At 34.0% G+C, this 19,490-nt stretch carries 18 protein-coding genes and 1 pseudogene; 15 read left to right on the forward strand and 4 right to left on the reverse strand.

The window, feature by feature from the left end; all coding sequences use genetic code 11:
* Positions 1–33 precede the first annotated feature (33 nt).
* The 4 genes from EKQ63_RS12395 (at position 34) to adhP (ending at position 3,310) form a co-directional block, all read left to right on the forward strand.
* Complete coding sequence (locus tag EKQ63_RS12395; RefSeq protein WP_087952420.1) at positions 34–888, forward strand: MurR/RpiR family transcriptional regulator; 855 nt, start codon at positions 34–36, stop codon at positions 886–888.
* A 203-nt stretch (positions 889–1,091) separates the two neighbouring features.
* A complete protein-coding gene (locus EKQ63_RS30195) occupies positions 1,092–1,271 on the forward strand; it encodes a hypothetical protein (RefSeq protein ID WP_223290787.1) in 180 nt (59 codons plus the stop codon).
* Positions 1,272–1,628: a methyltransferase family protein gene (locus tag EKQ63_RS30200; RefSeq protein WP_263053826.1), complete on the forward strand. Its 357-nt coding sequence runs from the start codon at positions 1,272–1,274 to the stop codon at positions 1,626–1,628.
* A 638-nt stretch (positions 1,629–2,266) separates the two neighbouring features.
* Positions 2,267–3,310, forward strand: coding sequence for an alcohol dehydrogenase AdhP (adhP, locus tag EKQ63_RS12405; protein WP_087952422.1), 1,044 nt, complete (start codon positions 2,267–2,269; stop codon positions 3,308–3,310).
* A gap of 129 nt (positions 3,311–3,439) precedes the next feature.
* On the opposite strand, the gene EKQ63_RS12410 is transcribed toward adhP, so the two are convergent.
* From EKQ63_RS12410 to EKQ63_RS12425, 4 genes and pseudogenes are all read right to left on the reverse strand, one after another.
* Complete coding sequence (locus tag EKQ63_RS12410; protein WP_140168533.1) at positions 3,440–4,459, reverse strand: ABC transporter permease; 1,020 nt, start codon at positions 4,457–4,459, stop codon at positions 3,440–3,442.
* On the reverse strand, positions 4,456–5,358 hold the full coding sequence (locus EKQ63_RS12415) for an ABC transporter permease subunit (protein ID WP_087952424.1): 903 nt from the start codon (positions 5,356–5,358) through the stop codon (positions 4,456–4,458). The genes EKQ63_RS12410 and EKQ63_RS12415 overlap by 4 nt, the downstream gene beginning before the upstream one ends.
* 471 nt (positions 5,359–5,829) lie before the next feature.
* Positions 5,830–6,071, reverse strand: a pseudogene (locus tag EKQ63_RS30205) (LysE family translocator); the annotation flags it as partial.
* 120 nt (positions 6,072–6,191) lie between these two features.
* Positions 6,192–6,773 carry a DJ-1/PfpI family protein gene (locus EKQ63_RS12425; RefSeq protein WP_143881087.1) on the reverse strand — a complete coding sequence of 194 codons (582 nt, stop codon included), beginning with the start codon at positions 6,771–6,773 and terminating at the stop codon, positions 6,192–6,194.
* A 142-nt stretch (positions 6,774–6,915) separates the two neighbouring features.
* Between EKQ63_RS12425 and EKQ63_RS12430 the strand changes: the two genes are divergently transcribed.
* The 11 genes from EKQ63_RS12430 to EKQ63_RS12480 all read left to right on the forward strand — a co-directional run bounded on the left by EKQ63_RS12430 (position 6,916) and on the right by EKQ63_RS12480 (position 19,355).
* The gene (locus EKQ63_RS12430) at positions 6,916–7,353 is read left to right on the forward strand and encodes an Lrp/AsnC family transcriptional regulator (RefSeq protein ID WP_087952425.1); all 438 of its coding nucleotides are present in this window, start codon (positions 6,916–6,918) and stop codon (positions 7,351–7,353) included.
* A 400-nt stretch (positions 7,354–7,753) separates the two neighbouring features.
* Positions 7,754–9,295 (forward strand): gluconokinase, encoded by a 1,542-nt coding sequence (gene gntK / locus EKQ63_RS12435; RefSeq protein WP_143881088.1) that lies wholly within the window; start codon positions 7,754–7,756, stop codon positions 9,293–9,295.
* 14 nt (positions 9,296–9,309) lie between these two features.
* Positions 9,310–10,659: a GntP family permease gene (locus EKQ63_RS12440; RefSeq protein ID WP_000260196.1), complete on the forward strand. Its 1,350-nt coding sequence runs from the start codon at positions 9,310–9,312 to the stop codon at positions 10,657–10,659.
* Positions 10,660–10,677: 18 nt separating this feature from the next.
* The gene (gene gnd / locus EKQ63_RS12445) at positions 10,678–11,574 is read left to right on the forward strand and encodes a phosphogluconate dehydrogenase (NAD(+)-dependent, decarboxylating) (protein WP_000765989.1); all 897 of its coding nucleotides are present in this window, start codon (positions 10,678–10,680) and stop codon (positions 11,572–11,574) included.
* 271 nt (positions 11,575–11,845) lie between these two features.
* Positions 11,846–13,066: a tetratricopeptide repeat-containing glycosyltransferase gene (locus EKQ63_RS12450; protein ID WP_087952428.1), complete on the forward strand. Its 1,221-nt coding sequence runs from the start codon at positions 11,846–11,848 to the stop codon at positions 13,064–13,066.
* A gap of 34 nt (positions 13,067–13,100) precedes the next feature.
* A complete protein-coding gene (locus tag EKQ63_RS12455) occupies positions 13,101–14,255 on the forward strand; it encodes a CgeB family protein (protein WP_087952429.1) in 1,155 nt (384 codons plus the stop codon).
* A gap of 145 nt (positions 14,256–14,400) precedes the next feature.
* On the forward strand, positions 14,401–14,937 hold the full coding sequence (locus tag EKQ63_RS12460) for an NADPH-dependent FMN reductase (protein WP_014893779.1): 537 nt from the start codon (positions 14,401–14,403) through the stop codon (positions 14,935–14,937).
* 1 nt (position 14,938) lies between these two features.
* Positions 14,939–16,168, forward strand: a complete 1,230-nt coding sequence (locus EKQ63_RS12465; protein WP_088326927.1) for an MFS transporter — start codon at positions 14,939–14,941, stop codon at positions 16,166–16,168.
* A 64-nt stretch (positions 16,169–16,232) separates the two neighbouring features.
* Positions 16,233–16,790: a YdcF family protein gene (locus EKQ63_RS12470; protein WP_048552616.1), complete on the forward strand. Its 558-nt coding sequence runs from the start codon at positions 16,233–16,235 to the stop codon at positions 16,788–16,790.
* A gap of 102 nt (positions 16,791–16,892) precedes the next feature.
* Positions 16,893–17,840, forward strand: coding sequence for an ABC transporter ATP-binding protein (locus EKQ63_RS12475; RefSeq protein ID WP_087994829.1), 948 nt, complete (start codon positions 16,893–16,895; stop codon positions 17,838–17,840).
* 3 nt (positions 17,841–17,843) lie between these two features.
* Entirely contained in the window at positions 17,844–19,355 is a 1,512-nt protein-coding gene (locus EKQ63_RS12480; RefSeq protein ID WP_073530205.1) for an ABC transporter permease/substrate-binding protein, read from the forward strand.
* Positions 19,356–19,490 lie beyond the last annotated feature (135 nt).

A 19,490-nucleotide genomic window follows, 5' to 3' on the forward strand; every position in this document is an offset into this window, starting at 1 on the left:
GGATAAAGCTACGATGGAAGGGGAAGATATGCTATGCCTGAAACAAGAAGTGGGATTGGAAAGATTCAGGCTTCGTTAAACGGTTTGTCACCGAAATTACGAAGTATTGCCGAACATATTTTGAAACATCCGCAAGATGTTGTACATAAATCTATTACTGAATTAGCAGAAGTTACGAATAGTTCTGAAGCTACGATATTCCGCTTATGTAAAAACCTTGGTTTACAAGGATTTCAAGATTTAAAGATTACATTAGCTCGTGAAATTGTACATACACCGATGCAAAATATTCATGAAGAAGTATCGGCAGAAGATAGCATGGTAACTGTTGCTAAAAAAGTTTTTCATTCGCATATTACAGGACTACAAGATACACTGCATTTGTTAAATGATACAGCGCTAGAGCAAGCTGTCAAAGTCTTGCAAGAAGCAAGCCGTATTGAGTTTTACGGAAATGGTGGCTCTGGTATTATTGCGATGGATGCGTATCATAAGTTTATGAGAACGGGTATTTCTTGTATTGCTCATACAGATTCACATTTTCAAATTATGGGGGCAGGTTTACTTACGAAAGAAGCAGTTGTGATTGCTATTTCTCATTCGGGTAGCAATAAAGGATTACTGGAAGCGTTAGAAGTAGCGAAAGCAAGAGGAGCTCGCATTATTGCAATTACGAGCTATCAGAAATCAGCATTAAGTCAACTTGCTGACATAACACTTTATACTTCTACACGCGAGACGGAATTTCGTACAGAAGCAAGTTCATCACGGTTAGCGCAGTTAAGTTTATTAGATACTTTATATGTTGGATTATCGTTACAACGCCAAGACGAAACGTTGCAAAATTTACAAAGTATACGTGAAACAATTTCGATGAAGCGAATATAAAAAAGTCCTTCAAATGTTAAATTTAGATAATAACTTATAGGATAGTTAGTCCGTTATGGGGCTGATTATCCTTTTTATTTACATAACAAATAAAAAGAATGAATATTCAATTTGATTAGTATAATATAGAAATGAAATTTGAAGCGTTTGATAAAAATAAGAGAGTTAATGATAAGATACTTTGATTGAAAGGAAAAAGAATTATGTTTCTCATAGCATATTTACCTATTTTTCTTTATTTATTATTAGAATTTTATAGAATTTCACCTATTAAAGAAGAAAAACAAAATCGTGGTTCTAGTTTCTTAATCGGAGTAGTGTTCGCATTGATGATAACGATTCCAGAAATTTTGTATTTCTTTATAGTAAATAAGATTCATTAAATGCTGTTTTTGGGTGTTATGATTGGGCTAATTGGAGTATGGATAAGATTTTCTTCAATGAAAATTTTAGGGAGATTTTACAGTAGGAATGTGGGAATGCAAGGGGGACATAGGTTAATTCAAAACGGCTTATATAAATATGTTCGCCACCCTGGTTATTTAGGATCTTTTTTGGTCTTTTTAGGATTTGCTATATCTTCATCTTCTTTCATTGCCATTTTAATAAATATAATTTTATTTTTCCTAGTGTACTCGTATCGTATAAAAATTGAAGAGAGAATTCTTATTACACTGTTTGGAGAACAATATAAACAATATCAGTCTAAGATTTGGAAAATTATACCATTTCTATACTAGGGATTATAGGAGAAAGTTCAAAATTAGTTATTGAAGTTATCTAGTCTTTATATTTGAGGAAATACATTTTTTTATTTTTGCTTCCCTTAGCTTGTCACAATCAAGCTAAGGAAAGCAAATGCCTTAAATAGATGAATGTGAGAACTCACCACATTTAAAAAGACAGGAACCTTTTGTATATATTAAATTATGTACAAAAGGTTCCTGTCTTTAATTTTATTGAGTTAAAAGTGTATGACCTAAATAAAATAATAGACGAGCTTTTTATATGGGTTGATAGTTTGTTTAATGGTTATAATTATCTATGGAATATACTACTTATAATCTCCCAATGTTAAAAAAATTTTTAACCGCTATATTCTTCATATGTAAACCGAAAAGAAATACTTGATAAATTCCAGTGTAAATAGGATGAAGGGAGTTTCAATTTTTTCTTCAAATATATCAAAATATGATTTGGTTAATAATTCAAATATTGTTCAATATTTAACAATAGACTTTTAAAATTACATGTTATGATGAACATGTAATGATGATTGAACACTTAAACTTGGCACAATGATTAGCCAAACTAGTGAAGACAGAAGTTGTGAGATGAACTCATGAAAAATTCTAAAACACTAAAGGGGAGATCACATATGAAAGCAGTAGTAGTTAATAAAAATAGTAAAGCAAACATTGAAATTATTGAAAAGGAATTACGTCCGTTACACTCAGGTGAAGCGCTAGTAAATGTAGAGTATTGTGGAGTTTGTCATACTGATTTACACGTTGCAAATCATGATTTTGGAAACACAGATGGCCGTATTCTTGGTCATGAGGGTATAGGTATTGTGACGAAAATTGCTGATGATGTTACTTCACTAAAGGTGGGGGACCGTGTAAGTATTGCATGGATGTTCCAATCTTGTGGGCGTTGTGAATATTGCGTAACTGGTAGAGAAACATTTTGCCGTGAAGTGAAGAATGCTGGTTATTCAGTAGATGGTGGTATGGCTGAACAATGTATTGTGACAGCTGATTATGCGGTGAAAGTACCAGAAGGATTAGATCCTGCTCAAGCATCATCAATCACATGTGCGGGTGTAACTACATATAAAGCTATAAAAGTATCGGATATTAAACCTGGTCAACCTATCGTCATTTATGGCTGTGGTGGATTAGGTAACCTAGCTATTCAATATGCTAAAAACGTATTTGGTGCAAAGGTAATTGCAGTAGATATTAATGACGATAAATTAGCCTTAGCAAAAGAGGTTGGCGCTGATATGACAATCAATCCAATTTCTCAAGGTCCTGCTGATACGATTGTTCAAGATGAGTTTGGTGGTGCTTATGCTGCTGTAGTAACAGCTGTTTCAAAAGTAGCATTCAACTCAGCGGTTGATGCAGTACGTGCTTGTGGTAAAGTCGTTGCAGTAGGTTTACCGGTAGAAACTATGGATTTAAACATTCCGCGACTTGTATTAGATGGAATTGAAGTAGTTGGCTCTCTAGTCGGTACTCGTAAAGATCTAGAAGAAGCATTTATGTTCGGTGCAGAAGGAAAAGTAGTGCCGGTCGTTCAAACTTGTTCTCTAGATAAAGTACAACATGTATTCGAAGAAATGGAACAAGGTAGAATTCAAGGACGTATGGTAATCGATTTTAAACACAATAATTGTGATTGCAATTCACTTTAAATATAAAAAGCATGAGTCTAGCTAAAGACATGTAAAGAAGTTAGACGACAAAAAGAAGATGATCCCTGCATTTAACAGGAATCATCTTCTTTGCATTCCACTACTATCAATATCGAGTAATGGAAAGGATTAAAGGTTCACTTTATCTACAAACGAAAAAGAATCTTTACTTTTAACAAATTTTTTATGATCTGGAACGGTTTGAATTGCTATAACTTGTGTATCTCTTGCTTTCAGTGCATCTTGAATCCCGATTGTCATAAGCTTAATAAATAGAATCGTAATAAAGAATGAAGAGAGGGTATAAAAAATAATCCACCATGAAAGATTCATTTCATTACGATTTAATCCAATAAGTCCTGCCCAATCATTAGATAGAGAAACAGGTTTGAGTACTCCGTCATAGAGTTCACGCATTTGAATCCCGCCAATTACAATGTTAAGCAACGCTAAATGGATAACGAGTATGAGTGTTTGGACGATATGTTCCATAAATAATACAAATAAGCGGTCAAGTAATAAGACTCGTAAGTGTTTTTTCATAATATGAAAACGGCTAGCACCCAATAATTGTGAACTTAAAATGTAATCTCGTTTCATAAATTCATCAACCTCTGAGGATATATATAAAGAAAGTGTAGGCAGAGCGACGAAAATAAGTACGAGTACTTGATAAAACGTAAATGAAATATTTGGATTTAACCCATCAGCATTTGATGTGATTACAATATTAACGGGTGTGATGAGTATGAATGCGATAAATAGAGTTGGAATATAATAAAAAACTTCTGAGCATCCTTGGAAAAATCTCTTGAATTTTGAAGCGTATAAACTTAAGAGTATTCCTATACATGTTCCGCATAAAATTCGAAAGAAGCTAATTGCCACGGCTAATAAAATAGTGAATTTTGCTCCTTCTATAATTTGTAAGAAAACAGACTCGCCAAAACGATCAGATCCAAAAGGCGGAATTAACGATGGTGGAAAGGGGGCCTTTCCAAGTAATTCGTTATTGTCATTGTAAAGTAACTGAGGAGGTTTTGGGATGTTATCTTTAAAGAACCAACTATAAATAAAACTAGCTGAAACAAGTATGAATAAATAAATAAAGCCGATTAAAAAGCGTTTTGATTTCCAAATAGATTTCATAAAGCTGCTCCTTTCAATTGCCTTTGCCATCTATTCATCATGAAAGAGATGATTTGAAAAATGGCGTAAAACGGTAAAATAATCATGATCAGTATGATAAATGCAGCGGGAGGTGAAATAAACGCCTTATTAAATAAAAATTGAATAATGCCATCCATATTAAAAACAAATTCTAAAATGAATAAATTAGAAAGTAAGAAAACAAAAATCGTTTTTAAATGGTGGAAGAAGTGGATAGATATATTTTTGAATAAATGAATGCGTAGTATATAACTTGATGAAAGGCCTTTTCCATAGGCAACTTCTACATAATCTTTACCATGTTCTTCTTTTATGTATAACACCATCATCCGAAACATTTGTAATGTAGGTAAGACCGCTAAAGATAAAATAGGGAGTAAATAAGCTCGATTTTCATTAAAAGAAATAATGGTGACAGGAGATTCCCCGAATTTCTTAAGTACCCATATGAAAAATATTTGCAAACAAATCATCATCATCATATCAGGGACAGCTTCTAATATGAACACAATTCGGTTTATCCATTTTTTTATATAATCTTTTGCTAAAAAATAAAAAAATGCCATGCTAGATGAAATAAAGAGCGCAAGCAAAAAGGCTAAAAATAATATAGTAAATGAATATAGGTAAGGTTCTAAAACAGTTGGAAATAATGGTGTTGTTTTTAAATGAGCATACTTTGGGTCTGATCCTATAACCAACAATGATTCAGGGGAGAAAACCTGTTTTAACATAGTAACAATCTGGTCAAAAAAATAAATTGGTTGAAAGGTAAATCCGTTTTGAGTGATAAATAAATAAGGTAAATTTAATAATAGTAACAGTGATAAAAAAATGGATGAAAGCTTAATTGTGAATTGAGATATTTTATGTAACATTAAATCCCTCCGACATCTTTTTACAACATTATACAATAAAGTTCAAAATATTGTTTTATTTTTCTGAAAAATATAAATAGTATTATAATTTATTTTATGGAACATATATTTACAAGTTAAAAAAATGATAGTAGATTCGAGCTCTATGTCCATTAAGATAAAAAGAAGAGTGAAACTAAAACACTAAAAAGAGAAAAATGCATAGAATTCTTATTGTGGAGGTAGTTGCTCTTTTGCTTTTGATGGTTATGTTACGCCTAGCTAAGTTTATGCAAATTCAAATTTAGGTGAGATTGTTTCTTCTTTTAGGTTATGTGTGGGGAATTTAAAAAACTCCTAGGGATCAATGAATACCTAGGAGGGCACCTGCGTCATATAACAAATTTACAATTATGTTGTGTTTTTGTTTGAAATGCATATTGTTTCATATACATTATAATCAATATATTTAAGTTTAAAAGAGTTATACTTTTATCTAAACTCGTAACCAAAATAACCACTAAATCCAAATAGTACTATTGTGGCTGATTTAGATATCCATTTAATTAAGATTGGATTTAGAAAAATTCTAGTAAAATGAACAAAGCCTAAAAGATACCAACAGCTATTATGATAAATGTAGATGTACTTGTATTATCTAATGAAGAGACTAGAACCGGACCGAAGACCCCTATCCAAAATACAATATTAGCCGGTGATAGAGCAATCATAAAAATTCTTCTATTTTATTCAATTACTATTCTTTTCAATTGTTTCAACAAAAAAAGATTGTGGTGATTTTTCACATTACTTCTAGCGAGTTACAAAAGTATCTCTTTGTTGAAGTTCATTGCTTAAAACCCCATAAGATCCTTTACATGTTTAGCGTTCTGTTTAGATGTTAGTTTTTCAAGTAATAAAAATGCAACATCAAAAGCTGTACCTGGATTTGAAGATGTAATAATATTTCCATCTTGAACAATTAAATCATTTTGTACTTTTGCCCCGAAATTCTTTAACTGCTCTTTTCGTTTACTCGTTGGATGACTGTATGTGGTAGCTTTTTTACCTATAAGAATTCCACTTTTACCAAGTGCTAATGATGCAACACAAATACTTGCAATAGGTTTCTGTTTGACATGAAAATGTTGAATAACATGTAAGAATTCTTTACTGTATGCATCCCGATAAAAGCCAGCTTCTTCAAATCCTCCTGGAATAGCTAGTGCATCAAACTCATCCAATTGAATATTATCAACCGTTTTTTCGGGTATGATAGTAAAATTCCAAGTACAAGTTAATTTATCCCGAAGACCAACTGTTATGACCTCGGTTGCCCCGTCTCCCTCCCACTTATTCCAACCTAGTACGTCTGTAAATACACTAGCTTCTACTGCTTCAAATCCGTCAGCTAATAATAATAAAATCTTTTTCATATAGTAAATCGCCTCCTAATATCTTTATTTTATATGGATATAAAAAGCTGATGAATAAGTTAAATAAGGATATTTAATTGTTTAGCTTTATTATATAAAGAATTTAGATTATTATATTTTATAAAAAAAGGTTGGGTACTTTATGGATCAAATTGATAAAAAAATCTTAGGGTTATTACAGTCAAATGCAAAAATTTCAATGAAGGATTTAGCTGAAGTAGTTCACTTATCTTCTCCGTCAGTAACTGAGCGAGTAAGAAAGCTAGAGGCGCAACAAATTATTGAAGGTTACCATGCACATGTTTCCCTAAAAAAAATTAACCGCCCAATTTCGGCACTTATTCTGTTTAAATCAACGAATTGTAAAGCATTATCTAACTTTTGTTATAATCATCCGGATGTAATTGAGTGTTACAGAGTAGCGGGGGAAATTAGCTATATTGTCAAATTAGCAACTGATTCTGTAGAAAGTTTAGAACAATTTATTGATGATTCAATGCAATATGGTACGCCATCAACAAATATTGTATTATCTTCTCATGAAAAAAAGATAATCGCTCCCTTTATTAGTGAAAAATAAAAATACATGCCTAATCAATTAACTATTACTTCCTTAATGTTTTTTTGAAAATAGCCCTTATTTTTCGGACTTGTATAAAAAATAAGGGTCTCTAATCATTTTTCTTATATTGTTTTTCAACACCTTTTTCATGCAAATGAGTAAAAAGTAAAGTTTGGAAGGACTATGAATGTGTTATTAATGAAAGAAAAAGATTGTGTTATGGTAACGAATGGACCGCAACTTTACCGCACGGAGAACATACATTTCGTATGTAAGTGAAATGTCATGAGGGGAATTATATTTTATTATGAAAAAAATTTTCTTTTTAAAACTTGATTAAAGAAAAAATATTTTATATACTAATTCATGTAAACGGTTTACTAAATCGTATTTTGCTAGAAACGAAGGGAAGATTCACATGGAAACAAGGGGGAGAGTAATCGGGATTGATATCGGTACCACAAGTACAAAAACGGTTGTGTTCACAGAAAAAGGAAAAGTCATTGCATCACATGCAGTCGATTATCCAATTATACAACCGAACGTCGGATGGGCTGAGCAAGATCCTGATGTAATATGTGCTGCTGTTTATAAAACTGTAAGCGTTGCCATCAAAAAGGGTAATGTATTACCAGAAGATATTTCTTCAATCGGTATTAGTACAGCAATGCACGCATTAATTGCAGTAGATGAAAATGGTGCGCCGTTAACGCACTCTATAATTTGGGCAGATAATCGTAGTACAAAACAAGCAGAAAAATTATTACAACATATGAATGGACATGAAATTTATAGACGTACAGGTACACCAATTCATCCAATGTCACCACTATCTAAATTACTATGGATGAAAGAAGAGGAACCAAAATTATATAAAAGTGCTTATAAATTTATTTCTATTAAAGAGTATGTTATTTATCAATTGTTTTCACGCTATGTAGTTGATTATTCCATTGCTTCTGCTACAGGGTTATTCAATTTAGAAACGTTAAATTGGGATGTTGATGTGCTGGAAATGTTAAATATTTCTTCAGAACAATTATCAACTCCAGTACCAACTACATATATTTTATCGGGTATGAAACGAGAATTAGCACAAAAGATGGGTATTCGTGAAGATACTCCAGTTGTTATTGGTGCAAGTGATGGTGTTCTTGCGAATGTAGGCGTTGGGGCCATATCGCCTGGATCAGCTGCAATTACGATTGGAACAAGTGGTGCAGTTCGAACAATTTCATCTAATGTTAATACAGATGAAAAAGGAAGAACGTTTTGTTATGCATTAACAGACGAGCACTGGGTGATCGGCGGACCAACGAATAACGGTGGCATATTACTGAGATGGTTACGTGATGAATTTGGTAGCCCAGAACAAGAAGTTGCAAGAAAACTTGGCATTGATCCGTATGATTTATTAATTAAATATGCGGAAAGTGTACCAGCTGGAGCAGGTGGATTGCTATTTTTACCTTTCTTATCTGGAGAACGTGCACCTTACTGGAATGCAAATGCTCGTGGTACATTCTTCGGAATTAATCTTCAGCATAAACGAGAACATTTTATTCGTGCAGTCATGGAAGGGGTTTGTATGAGCGTATATTCTGTTGCACTCGCAATCAGGGATTGTTGTACAGGGCCACTTACTGAAATACGCGTTTCAGGAGGATTTGCGAAATCTGCATTTTGGAGACAAATGTTATCCGATATGATGGGGAAAGAATTGCTTGTTCCTGAAAGTCATGAAGCATCTGCGCTTGGGGCAGCGGCAGTTGCTTTATATGCTGTGGGAAAAATTGATTCTCTTGAAGAGGTTAAGGATTGGATTGATATTGTTCATCACCATGTACCGAATAAAGAAAATACGGCTATATATTTAGAAATGTTTTATATGTATGAACGACTTTACAATCGCTTGAAAGAAGAATTTGATTGTATAGCTGCTTTCCAACGTAAACAATAGGGGGATTGGGAGAAATGGTAGTTGGAATCGTACTAGCGGCAGTTGTCATACTACTTTTACTTATTACGGTAGTAAAATGGCATCCGTTTGTCGCGTTAATTTTAACAGCAATTGGTGTAGGGCTAGCAATGGGAATGCCATTGATTGGAACTTCACCAAAAGATCCAGGGATTATTGATTCTATTAAACTAGGGCTTGGTAATACGTTAGGATTTTTAGCGATAGTTTTAGCATTAGGAACGATGCTTGGAAAAATGATGGCCGAATCTGGTGGTGCTGAACGAATTGCTAACACATTAATTGATCGTTTTGGGAAGAAACGTGTTCACTGGGCAATGATGTTTGTTGCATTTTTAGTAGGGATTCCGGTATTTTTCCAAGTTGGATTTGTACTACTAATTCCATTGGTATTTACAATTGCATTAGAAACAGGGGTATCACTTATTACAATCGGTATTCCACTAGTAGCAGGATTATCCGTTGTACACGGACTAGTGCCGCCGCATCCAGCAGCGATGGCAGCGGTAGGTATTTTTAAAGCAGATGTAGGGAAGACAATTTTATATGCGTTAATTGTCGGACTTCCAACTGCAATTATTTCAGGTCCACTTTATGGAAAATGGATTGGTGCTCGTATACATAAGGAAGTACCATTAGATATAGCGGAGCAATTTGTTGAAAAAGATAATAAAAAAGAGCTTCCTAGCTTTGGGAATACATTGTTTACAATTTTACTTCCAGTATTTCTTATGCTTGGTGCATCAATAGCGGAAGTTGCATTAAATAAAACGAGTCAACTAGCACAAGTATTACACTTTATTGGAGATCCGATTGTCGCCTTATTAATTGCAACCATTTACTCTTTCTTTAGTCTTGGATATGCAAAAGGTTTCTCAAAAGATAAAGTATTACAATTTACAAATGATTGCCTTGGTCCAATTGCAAACATATTGTTAGTGATTGGTGCAGGCGGCGCATTTAATAAAGTATTATTAGATTCTGGAATTGGAACGACAATTGCAGATATGGCGAAAGAATCGCATATTTCACCGATATTATTAGGGTGGGGAATTGCGGCACTAATTCGAATCGCAACTGGATCGGCAACTGTTTCTATGATGACAGCAGCTGGTATTGTTGCGCCGATTGCAGCAAGTACACCAGGTGTAAATGTTGAATTGTTAGCACTTGCAACTGGTGCAGGGTCATTAATTTTATCACACGTGAATGATTCAGGATTTTGGATGATTAAAGAGTATTTCGGAATGACTGTGAAAGAAACGTTATTAACATGGACTGCAATGGAGACTATACTATCTGTAGTAGCACTTGGACTCATTTCGTTATTAAATATATTTGTATAGAATGGGAGATTGATTAATATGAAACTAGGTTTAATTGGATTAGGAAAAATGGGGTTCCCATTAGCGGAACATTTATATGAGGACAAGCATGAAGTAGTTGTATATGACGTAAATAAAGAACTTGTTGAAAAAGCGGATAAATTAGGTATCACTGCTCGCCATTCATTAAAAGAAATGATTGCTGAACTAGAAGCTCCTCGTACAATTTGGGTAATGGTACCTGCAGGGGAAGTAGTTGAGTCAGTATTAAAAGAAGTTTATCCATTATTAGAGGAAGGCGATATCGTTATTGAAGGCGGAAATTCATTCTATAAAGATACGTTACGCCGTGCCGAAGAAGCGAAAAGCTTTGGTTTACATTACGTAGATATCGGAACATCGGGCGGTGTAGAAGGAGCTAGATATGGTGCTTGCTTAATGGTTGGTGGAGAAAAAGAAATTTATGATCAATTAGAACCTTTATTTAAAGATTTAGCAGTAGAGAATGGTTATTCTTATGCTGGCCGCGTTGGTAGTGGTCATTTCTTAAAAATGGTACATAACGGTATTGAATACGGAATGATGCAAGCAATCGCTGAAGGATTTGAAGTGTTAGATAAAAGTGATTTTGATTTTAATTATGAAGATGTTGCAAAAGTATGGGCGAACGGATCTGTTATCCGCGGATGGTTAATGGATTTAACTGAAAAAGCATTTGCAGAAGATCCTAAACTTGATGGCATTAAAGGTGTAATGAACTCTTCAGGAGAAGGAAAATGGACTGTTGAAACTGCACTTGAACTGCAAGCTGCAGCACCAGTAATCGCTATGTCATTATTTATGCGCTATCGTTCTCAAGAAGATGATACATTCCATGGAAAAGTAGTTTCAGCACTACGTAATCAGTTCGGTGGACATGAAGTTGTGAAAAAATAAGGATGTTTTTGAAAAGAAACTTGTGCATAAGCGCAAGTTTCTTTTTTTTATAGTGTTAGAAAGCTCTAATTTAAAAATACCAATCAACCAGTGTTTATCTGTACTGGTTGTATCAAATATAAAGCGCTGCATGAAATATGTCCCAACATAAAAATAAGAATAAATAAAATGAAGTTTTCATAAATAGTAAAAGGATGGTTATGTCATCAGTGTAGCTAAGAAATGATGTTACATATGAAAAGAGCGTGTTAATAAAATATGAGGTGGTTAAATGGGAAATGAGCAAGTGAAGAATGCAGGGGAAGAAAAAAAGTTATGTCTTTGTATGATTGTTAAAAACGAGTCTAGGATTATGGAAAGATGTTTAAATGCTACGAAATCAATTGTAGATTTTGTTTCTATTTGTGATACTGGCTCAACTGATCATACACCTGAAATTATTGAAAATTGGTGTAAAGAAAATGAAATTCCTGGAACAGTTCATCATGAACCATTTCAAAACTTCGGTTATAACAGAAGTTTAGCTGTTTCGTTGGCGCAAAAAACATATCCAGAAGCAGATTATTTATTAATATTAGATGCAGATATGATATTAGAAGTGGATCCTGAGTTTGATAAGACTAGTTTAACGGAAGACCATTATCTTACATTACAATATGATATTCATATTAAGTATTGGCTTACACGGCTTTTAAAAGCGTCTTTACCATGGAAATCAGTTGGTGTTACTCATGAGTATTGGGATATAGATCGTTCCAAAGTTGGAGAGAATTACAATACGAGAGTAGCTAGGCTAGAGACGCTTGTCGTTAATGACCCTGGTGATGGTGGGAGTAAAGCGGATAAATTTGAAAGAGATGAGAGGCTGTTGTTACAAGGGTTGAGTGATCCAGAAACTACGCCAGATTTGCATATAAGATATTTATTTTATTTAGCCCAAACTTATTTTCATTTAAGTCAATTTGAAGATTCGATTAAATGGTATAAAAAACGAGTGGAAGCAGGGGGATGGGTTGAAGAGGTATTCTATTCGTTATTGCGAATAGGATTTTGTTATGAACAATTAGCAACTCGTTCAGCAAATAAACAACTTGAAGTAACAGAAGCGGATGAAAAAGAAAATGCTAAGAAACAAGAAGAGCAATATACAGCATTAGCTGTTCTTTATTTTCAAAAAGCGTGGGAATATAGACCAACTAGGGCTGAGCCGTTATATCAACTTGCAAGAATGTATCGATTAAAATCTCAAAATAACATTGCTTTGATGTATGCCCTGCAAGGGAAGGAAGTTCCTTTTCCAAAAAATGATCTTCTATTTGTAGATTATCATGTATATGATTACTTATTTGACTATGAGATTTCTATAAGTGCTTTTTATATACCACATAAAAAACATTTAGGTGCAGTGTCACAAAAATTTTTGGAATCGAAAAAAGATGAGTTACCGTTGCATATAGCAAATATGGTAGAAAGTAATGCGAAATTTTATTAAATACAATTTCAGTTAAAGGAGTAGTGGAGTAATAATGGAATTAATACGATGGGCGCTAGAGCTAGGAGAATCTGTGCATGGAAATACGTATGAAGAATTGTTGCCACTACTAGATTATTATTATGATCGTGATCATTTAAAAGCGTATTGTATCGCAAATCTTCTGTTAAACATGGACGTATCAGATGAACATCAGCAAAGAATCGAATTAAGAAGGTGCATTGCTGCTTATTATGCTGGACTATATAAAGTAGCAAAAAAACATGCAAAGGATCTTTTACTGAAATATCCGGATGTGGATTTATATAAGAATAATTTAAGGCTAATGGAAGCTTATTTGAATAAAGAATATGATTATTGTCTGTTTATATGCCCAAAGACGTATGGTAGTTTTATAGATGTTGCGCGAGCTTTGAAATGGCGATTGGAGCAAGAGGGAAATACAGCAATCATATCAGAAACAATACTAGAAAATGTGGGAAATACAATTGTTTTTGGAGCGCATACATATGCACATAGCCCACATCTCCTTCCGAAAAATGCAATTATTTATAATTTAGAACAGCTATATGAAGGAAGCCCTTATGCGCATCCTCTTTATTTAATGTTATTAAAAGATAAGGAAATTTGGGATTATAGTAAACAAAATATAGAATGGTTAAAACAAAGAGGAGTAGGAAAAGAAATAAAACATGTAGGCATGAACTATGCACCAACTTTAGAAATAAAAAAAGATGCATTTGATGAAGAATTAACTGAAGACATTGATATATTGTTTATAGGTGCTCTTAACCCAAGACGGCAAGCTATATTGGATCAATTAAAAGTCGTTGCCCCGAATTTAAATATTGTTTTTAAAAATAATGCGTGGGGAATTGTTAGAAATGAGTTAATTGCCAGATCTAAAATTATATTAAATATCCACTTTTACTTATCTGGTATTCTTGAAACTCCTCGAGTTTCTTATGCAGTGGCAAATAAGAAATTTATTATTTCGGAAAATAGCAACCCAGAGGACGAAATAGATTGGCCGGGAATTGTATTTACTCCGTATGAAAAAATAATAGAAAATATTATGAAATATATAGCATTGCCAGAAGAACGTATCAAATTAGCAGAAAAAGCGTATAACCATTTTGAAGCTAAAAGAAGCAATGGCATACTGAGCAATAAAGAGAAAGAAAAGTAAATGTGAAAAACTCATACTTTCGTATGAGTTCTTTTTTCGTCTATCATACTATTTTATTAAGCTAGTTCGCTCTTTATATTGTGTTTTGTATAGAAATTTCTGATAATATATAAGTATAACTTGAAAACAAAGGGGAGAAATAATGATGAAACTAGTTGTTATTAACGGTACACCAAGAAAATTCGGTAGAACTCGTGTGGTGGCAAAATATATTGCTGACCAATTTGAAGGGGAGTTATTCGATTTAGCAGTAGAAGAACTACCCTTATATAATGGGGAAGAATCACAACGTGAATTAGAAGCGGTAAAAAAATTAAAGGCGTTAGTGAAAAACGCAGACGGCGTAGTGCTATGTACACCTGAATATCATAATGCAATGAGTGGGGCGTTGAAAAATTCGCTAGATTACTTAAGTAGTAGTGAATTTGTTCATAAACCTGTCGCATTACTTGCAGTTGCAGGAGGCGGTAAAGGTGGAATTAACGCATTAAACAGTATGCGTACTGTTGCTAGAGGGGTATACGCCAATGCCATCCCAAAACAAGTTGTGCTTGATGGACTTCATGTACAAGACGGTGAACTGGGTGAAGATGCAAAACCATTAATTCATGATTTAGTTAAAGAATTAAAAGCATATATGGGCGTATATAAAGAGGTGAAAAAGCAACTAGGAGTGGAGTGATATGTCCTCACTTTATCAGGATTCTCGCTTGTATTACATTCTAGGGGCCAATAGTCTATCTGCTATTGGTTCTGGAATTGTTATGATAACAATTCCTTGGCTGTTAATTAAAGAGAGTGGGGGAGAGACAACGTTTGGTTATGTTTCTATCATTGCAACCCTCATTATGTTTTTATTAACACCATTCATTGGGCAAAGTATTGATCGTTTTTCAAGAAAATCTTTATTGCTATGTAACGAAGGAATTGGAATAGCCGTAATCGGGATAATGGTTATATGGGGATTTGCTGGGCAACCCTATCATTCTATTCACTATATTCTTATTTATATAGCCGGATCATTCTACTATTTATTATTTTACCCTACAATATTTGCGTTCAACCAAGAGATATTTCAAGCAGAACATTATAAAAGTTTAAGTGGAACGATGGAAATACAAGGACAGTTAACACAAGTTATTTCTGGAGCGGCCGCAAGCTTCTTAATTGAAATTGTATCTTTGAAGTGGATTTTGTTAGTAGACATGTTAACTTTTGCTGGAGCATTTTTTCTTTTCTTATGTATACCGTACGTAAAGAAAAAAGAAGTGAAAAGAAAAATAACATTTAAGAAGCAATTGTTTGAAGGAATTCACTTTATGAAAAAACGTCCTAAGCTCTTTTGGTTCTTACTGGCCACTTATATGCCGTTTATAGGTGTTATGATGGCAAATTATTTAATACCCGTGTATATTTCGGATATACTCAAAGCCAATGCCTCTGTATACGCAATAGAGGGCACGATGTACGGTGTCGGAGCGATTGTTGCAGGAATCTGTATTCCACTTATAATGAAATATGTCAAAACAGAAGTTTCAATCGTTATGACGATGTTCATTTATGTAATTTCAATTACCGCAATGATTATTGAACCTTCCGTAATGTTGTTATATGGACTAGCGATTTTTCATGCGATTGGAAATGCGGGGACAAGAGTGGCGAGAAATGTATTGATGATGGAGGAAATTCCAAACGAAGTAATGGGACGTGTAGACAGCTTATTTCGATTAATTGGTACAGGGATACGAATCGTATTATTAATGCTGTTTACAGCTGGTGTATCTAAAGCTGGGGTAATGCTCCCGTTTTACGTATTAAGCTGTATATTGACCTTCTCATTAGGAATCGCTATTTATTATGTACTATCACAACGTAAAGTAGCGGCGAATGTTTCTAATAAATCAATCGTTTGAAAAAACACTTCTGCCTCCCTTTCTTTTTTTATATAATAAAAAGAAAGGGAGCGAAAACTTATTTATGAACAAATGGATATTACTTATCATCTTATTATTACCACCACTATACATTCTTTATATGACCTTTCGAATGAAGAAAGTTGCTCGTGAAAAGTTGAGCCATCACTCTCCGTACCTTCTTATACTGGGTGCAAAGTTATTTGGTGATAGACCGTCTTTATCTCTTCAAAATCGTTTAGATGTAGCGCTGGAATATTTATATTCTCATCCTGAGGTAAAAGTAATTGTTTCAGGCGGCCAAGGGGAAGATGAAGATATACCGGAAGCTCACAGTATGAGAAACTATTTAATGGTACATGGTATAGATGAGAGTCGTATTTTAATAGAAGACCAATCTACAAATACGTATGAGAATGTAAAGTTTAGTATGGATTTATATGAGGTGAAACATGCGGTAGTTGTAAGTAATACGTATCATTTATATAGAACGAAAATAATTGCGAAGCGTTTAGGCATGAAGATGGAGGCACTAGCTGCTGAAACGCCAATGCGCTCTAAGAGAAAAATGTATGTGCGTGAATATGCCGCTATAATGAAAACAATATTGTTAGACCGTTAGAGCTCAAATGTGAGCTCTTTTTTTGTTGAATAATGCGTATCATTTGAAATGAATTCCATATTCCAGCAAAATAAAGGAAACAACGATAAAGGAGTTGTATTTGTGATTCAGTTTAATCAAGTGTCAAAATCATATGAAGATGGCACAAAAGCAGTGGATTCATTGCATTTAGAAATTAAAAAGGGAGAATTTTTCGTCCTTATTGGTCCGAGTGGTTGCGGGAAAACAACGACAATGAAAATGATTAATCGTTTAATTGAAACGACAGAAGGCTCAATTTTAATCGATGGAAAAGATATTCAAGAATACAATATTAATGAATTACGCTGGGATATAGGGTACGTATTGCAGCAAATCGCTTTGTTTCCACATATGACAATTGCTGAAAATATTGCAGTTGTTCCTGAAATGAGAAAGTGGAGCAAAGAAAAAATAAAAGCTCGTGTCGATGAGTTGCTCCAGATGGTCGGGCTAGATCCAGACGTATATCGCGATCGCATGCCTGATGAATTATCAGGTGGGCAAAAGCAGCGTATTGGTGTCGTACGGGCATTAGCCGCAAATCCGAAAATCGTTCTTATGGATGAACCATTTAGTGCGCTAGATCCATTAAGTAGAGAACAGCTTCAGAAGGATATAGTGCAATTGCAAAAGAAGATTCAAAAAACAATTGTATTCGTAACACATGATATGCAAGAAGCATTATCACTTGGAGATCGCATTTGTATTATGAAAGAAGGAAAAGTTGTTCAATTAGATACGCCAGAAGAAATTATACGTAACCCAAAAAATGAATTTGTAGAAGAGTTCATTGGAAATCGTGGGCGACCTTGGTATGAGGGGAAAAGTATAGAAGATGTATTGCCACTTGATGAAAGTATGCGGATAGAAGGGGAAGCACTATCATTACATTCTTCTTTACAAGAAGCATTAGTTCGCCTGCGAGCTGATGCAGTCGTTCCAGTTGAAGAAAATGGTCGATATGTTGGAGCTTTAACAAGTCGTCATATTGTCAATTATATTGTTGAACAAATGAAGGAAAGAGGCTAAACAGTGACTGATTTTATACAAACGTTTCAAGAACGAAAAATAGAATTACTAACTGCATTAAGTGAGCATTTACAAATATCGCTTATTTCATTATTTTTTGCAGTAATTATTGCGGTACCGCTTGGCATTTTATTAACGAGAAAAGAACGAATGGCTGAGTTTATTATAGGAACTTCTGCAGTTATGCAGACAGTGCCATCACTTGCATTACTCGGATTATTAATTCCGTTAGTAGGAATCGGAAAACTGCCAGCCATTATTGCATTAGTTGTGTATGCACTATTACCTATTTTACGCAATACATATACAGGAATACGGGAGTTAGATGAATCTTTAATCGAAGCAGCGAAAGCTATGGGGATGAATAGCTGGAGAAGACTGTGGAAGGTAGAGCTTCCTCTTGCTTTACCAATTATTATGGCCGGTATTCGTACGGCAATGGTATTAATTGTTGGAACGGCTACATTAGCAGCGCTTATAGGGGCTGGTGGGCTCGGTAAACTCATATTACTTGGTATCGATCGGAATGATCATGCACTTATCATTTTAGGGGCCGTACCAGCCGCGTTACTCGCTTTATTCTTTGATGTAGTACTTCGAGTGCTTGAGAGGCCAAAACGCTCGTCTAAGCGTGTTATATTGACGATATGTATTGTTTGTATAATGGTTGCTTCTCCATTTCTTTGGAATACAGAAAAGAAAGATATTGTTATTGCGGGCAAACTTGGATCAGAACCTGAAATTTTAATTCAAATGTATAAGCAACTTATCGAACAAGATACCGATTTACACGTACAATTAAAACCAGGTCTTGGAAAAACAGCATTTGTATTTGAAGCGTTGAAATCAGGAGAAGTAGATATATACCCTGAGTTTTCGGGAACAGCTTTATCTACTTTTGTGAAAGAAGAGCCAAAAAGTACAAATCGGGATGAAGTATATGAACAGGCTCGCGTTGGAATGGAACAGAAATATAATATGGTTATGTTGAAGCCGATGGAGTATAACAATACATATGCACTAGCTATGCCGAAAAAAATAGCAGATCAAAATAATATAAGTACAATTTCTGATTTAGGAAAAATTGCACAGAATGCGAAAGTAGGATTCACATTAGAATTTGCTGATCGTGAAGACGGTTATAAAGGAATGCAAAAATTATATAACTATAAGTTTTCAAATGTGAAAACGATGGAACCCAAATTACGTTACAGTGCAATTCAATCAGGGGATGTGAATGTAATTGATGCATACTCAACAGATAGTGAATTGGAACAATACGGACTTAAAGTGCTAAAAGATGATAAAGGGTTATTTCCACCATACCAAGGTGCACCTTTATTAAGAAAAGAGACGTTACAAAAATATCCTGAACTTGAAAAAGTATTAAATAAATTATCTGGAAAGATTACAGATGAAGAAATGCGAAAAATGAATTATGAAGTAAATGTAAATGGTAAAAGTAGTGAAGAAGTAGCGAAACAATTTTTACAAAAAGAGAACTTACTTCGTTAAATTTACAAGAAATATACAAATTTATATGTATGAAATGACCGTTCATTACAAAATGAACGGTTTTTTTGTGCATACTTATACATTTTTTCAAAAAAGTATTCCATTTTTCTTCATTTTCTTTTAGAATAAGTAATG

The organism is Bacillus sp. BD59S, assembly GCF_007363175.1.
Taxonomy (GTDB): domain Bacteria; phylum Bacillota; class Bacilli; order Bacillales; family Bacillaceae_G; genus Bacillus_A; species Bacillus_A pacificus.

What these genes read in the sequence shown, in the direction of transcription:
- EKQ63_RS12395 (WP_087952420.1), top strand. Translation starts at nt 34, where the DNA reads ATGCCTGAAACAAGAAGTGGGATTGGAAAGATTCAGGCTTCGTTAAAC.
- EKQ63_RS30195 (WP_223290787.1), top strand. Translation starts at nt 1,092, where the DNA reads ATGTTTCTCATAGCATATTTACCTATTTTTCTTTATTTATTATTAGAA.
- EKQ63_RS30200 (WP_263053826.1), top strand. Translation starts at nt 1,272, where the DNA reads ATGCTGTTTTTGGGTGTTATGATTGGGCTAATTGGAGTATGGATAAGA.
- adhP (WP_087952422.1), top strand. Translation starts at nt 2,267, where the DNA reads ATGAAAGCAGTAGTAGTTAATAAAAATAGTAAAGCAAACATTGAAATT.
- EKQ63_RS12410 (WP_140168533.1), bottom strand. Translation starts at nt 4,459, where the DNA reads ATGAAATCTATTTGGAAATCAAAACGCTTTTTAATCGGCTTTATTTAT.
- EKQ63_RS12415 (WP_087952424.1), bottom strand. Translation starts at nt 5,358, where the DNA reads ATGTTACATAAAATATCTCAATTCACAATTAAGCTTTCATCCATTTTT.
- EKQ63_RS12425 (WP_143881087.1), bottom strand. Translation starts at nt 6,773, where the DNA reads ATGAAAAAGATTTTATTATTATTAGCTGACGGATTTGAAGCAGTAGAA.
- EKQ63_RS12430 (WP_087952425.1), top strand. Translation starts at nt 6,916, where the DNA reads ATGGATCAAATTGATAAAAAAATCTTAGGGTTATTACAGTCAAATGCA.
- gntK (WP_143881088.1), top strand. Translation starts at nt 7,754, where the DNA reads ATGGAAACAAGGGGGAGAGTAATCGGGATTGATATCGGTACCACAAGT.
- EKQ63_RS12440 (WP_000260196.1), top strand. Translation starts at nt 9,310, where the DNA reads ATGGTAGTTGGAATCGTACTAGCGGCAGTTGTCATACTACTTTTACTT.
- gnd (WP_000765989.1), top strand. Translation starts at nt 10,678, where the DNA reads ATGAAACTAGGTTTAATTGGATTAGGAAAAATGGGGTTCCCATTAGCG.
- EKQ63_RS12450 (WP_087952428.1), top strand. Translation starts at nt 11,846, where the DNA reads ATGGGAAATGAGCAAGTGAAGAATGCAGGGGAAGAAAAAAAGTTATGT.
- EKQ63_RS12455 (WP_087952429.1), top strand. Translation starts at nt 13,101, where the DNA reads ATGGAATTAATACGATGGGCGCTAGAGCTAGGAGAATCTGTGCATGGA.
- EKQ63_RS12460 (WP_014893779.1), top strand. Translation starts at nt 14,401, where the DNA reads ATGAAACTAGTTGTTATTAACGGTACACCAAGAAAATTCGGTAGAACT.
- EKQ63_RS12465 (WP_088326927.1), top strand. Translation starts at nt 14,939, where the DNA reads ATGTCCTCACTTTATCAGGATTCTCGCTTGTATTACATTCTAGGGGCC.
- EKQ63_RS12470 (WP_048552616.1), top strand. Translation starts at nt 16,233, where the DNA reads ATGAACAAATGGATATTACTTATCATCTTATTATTACCACCACTATAC.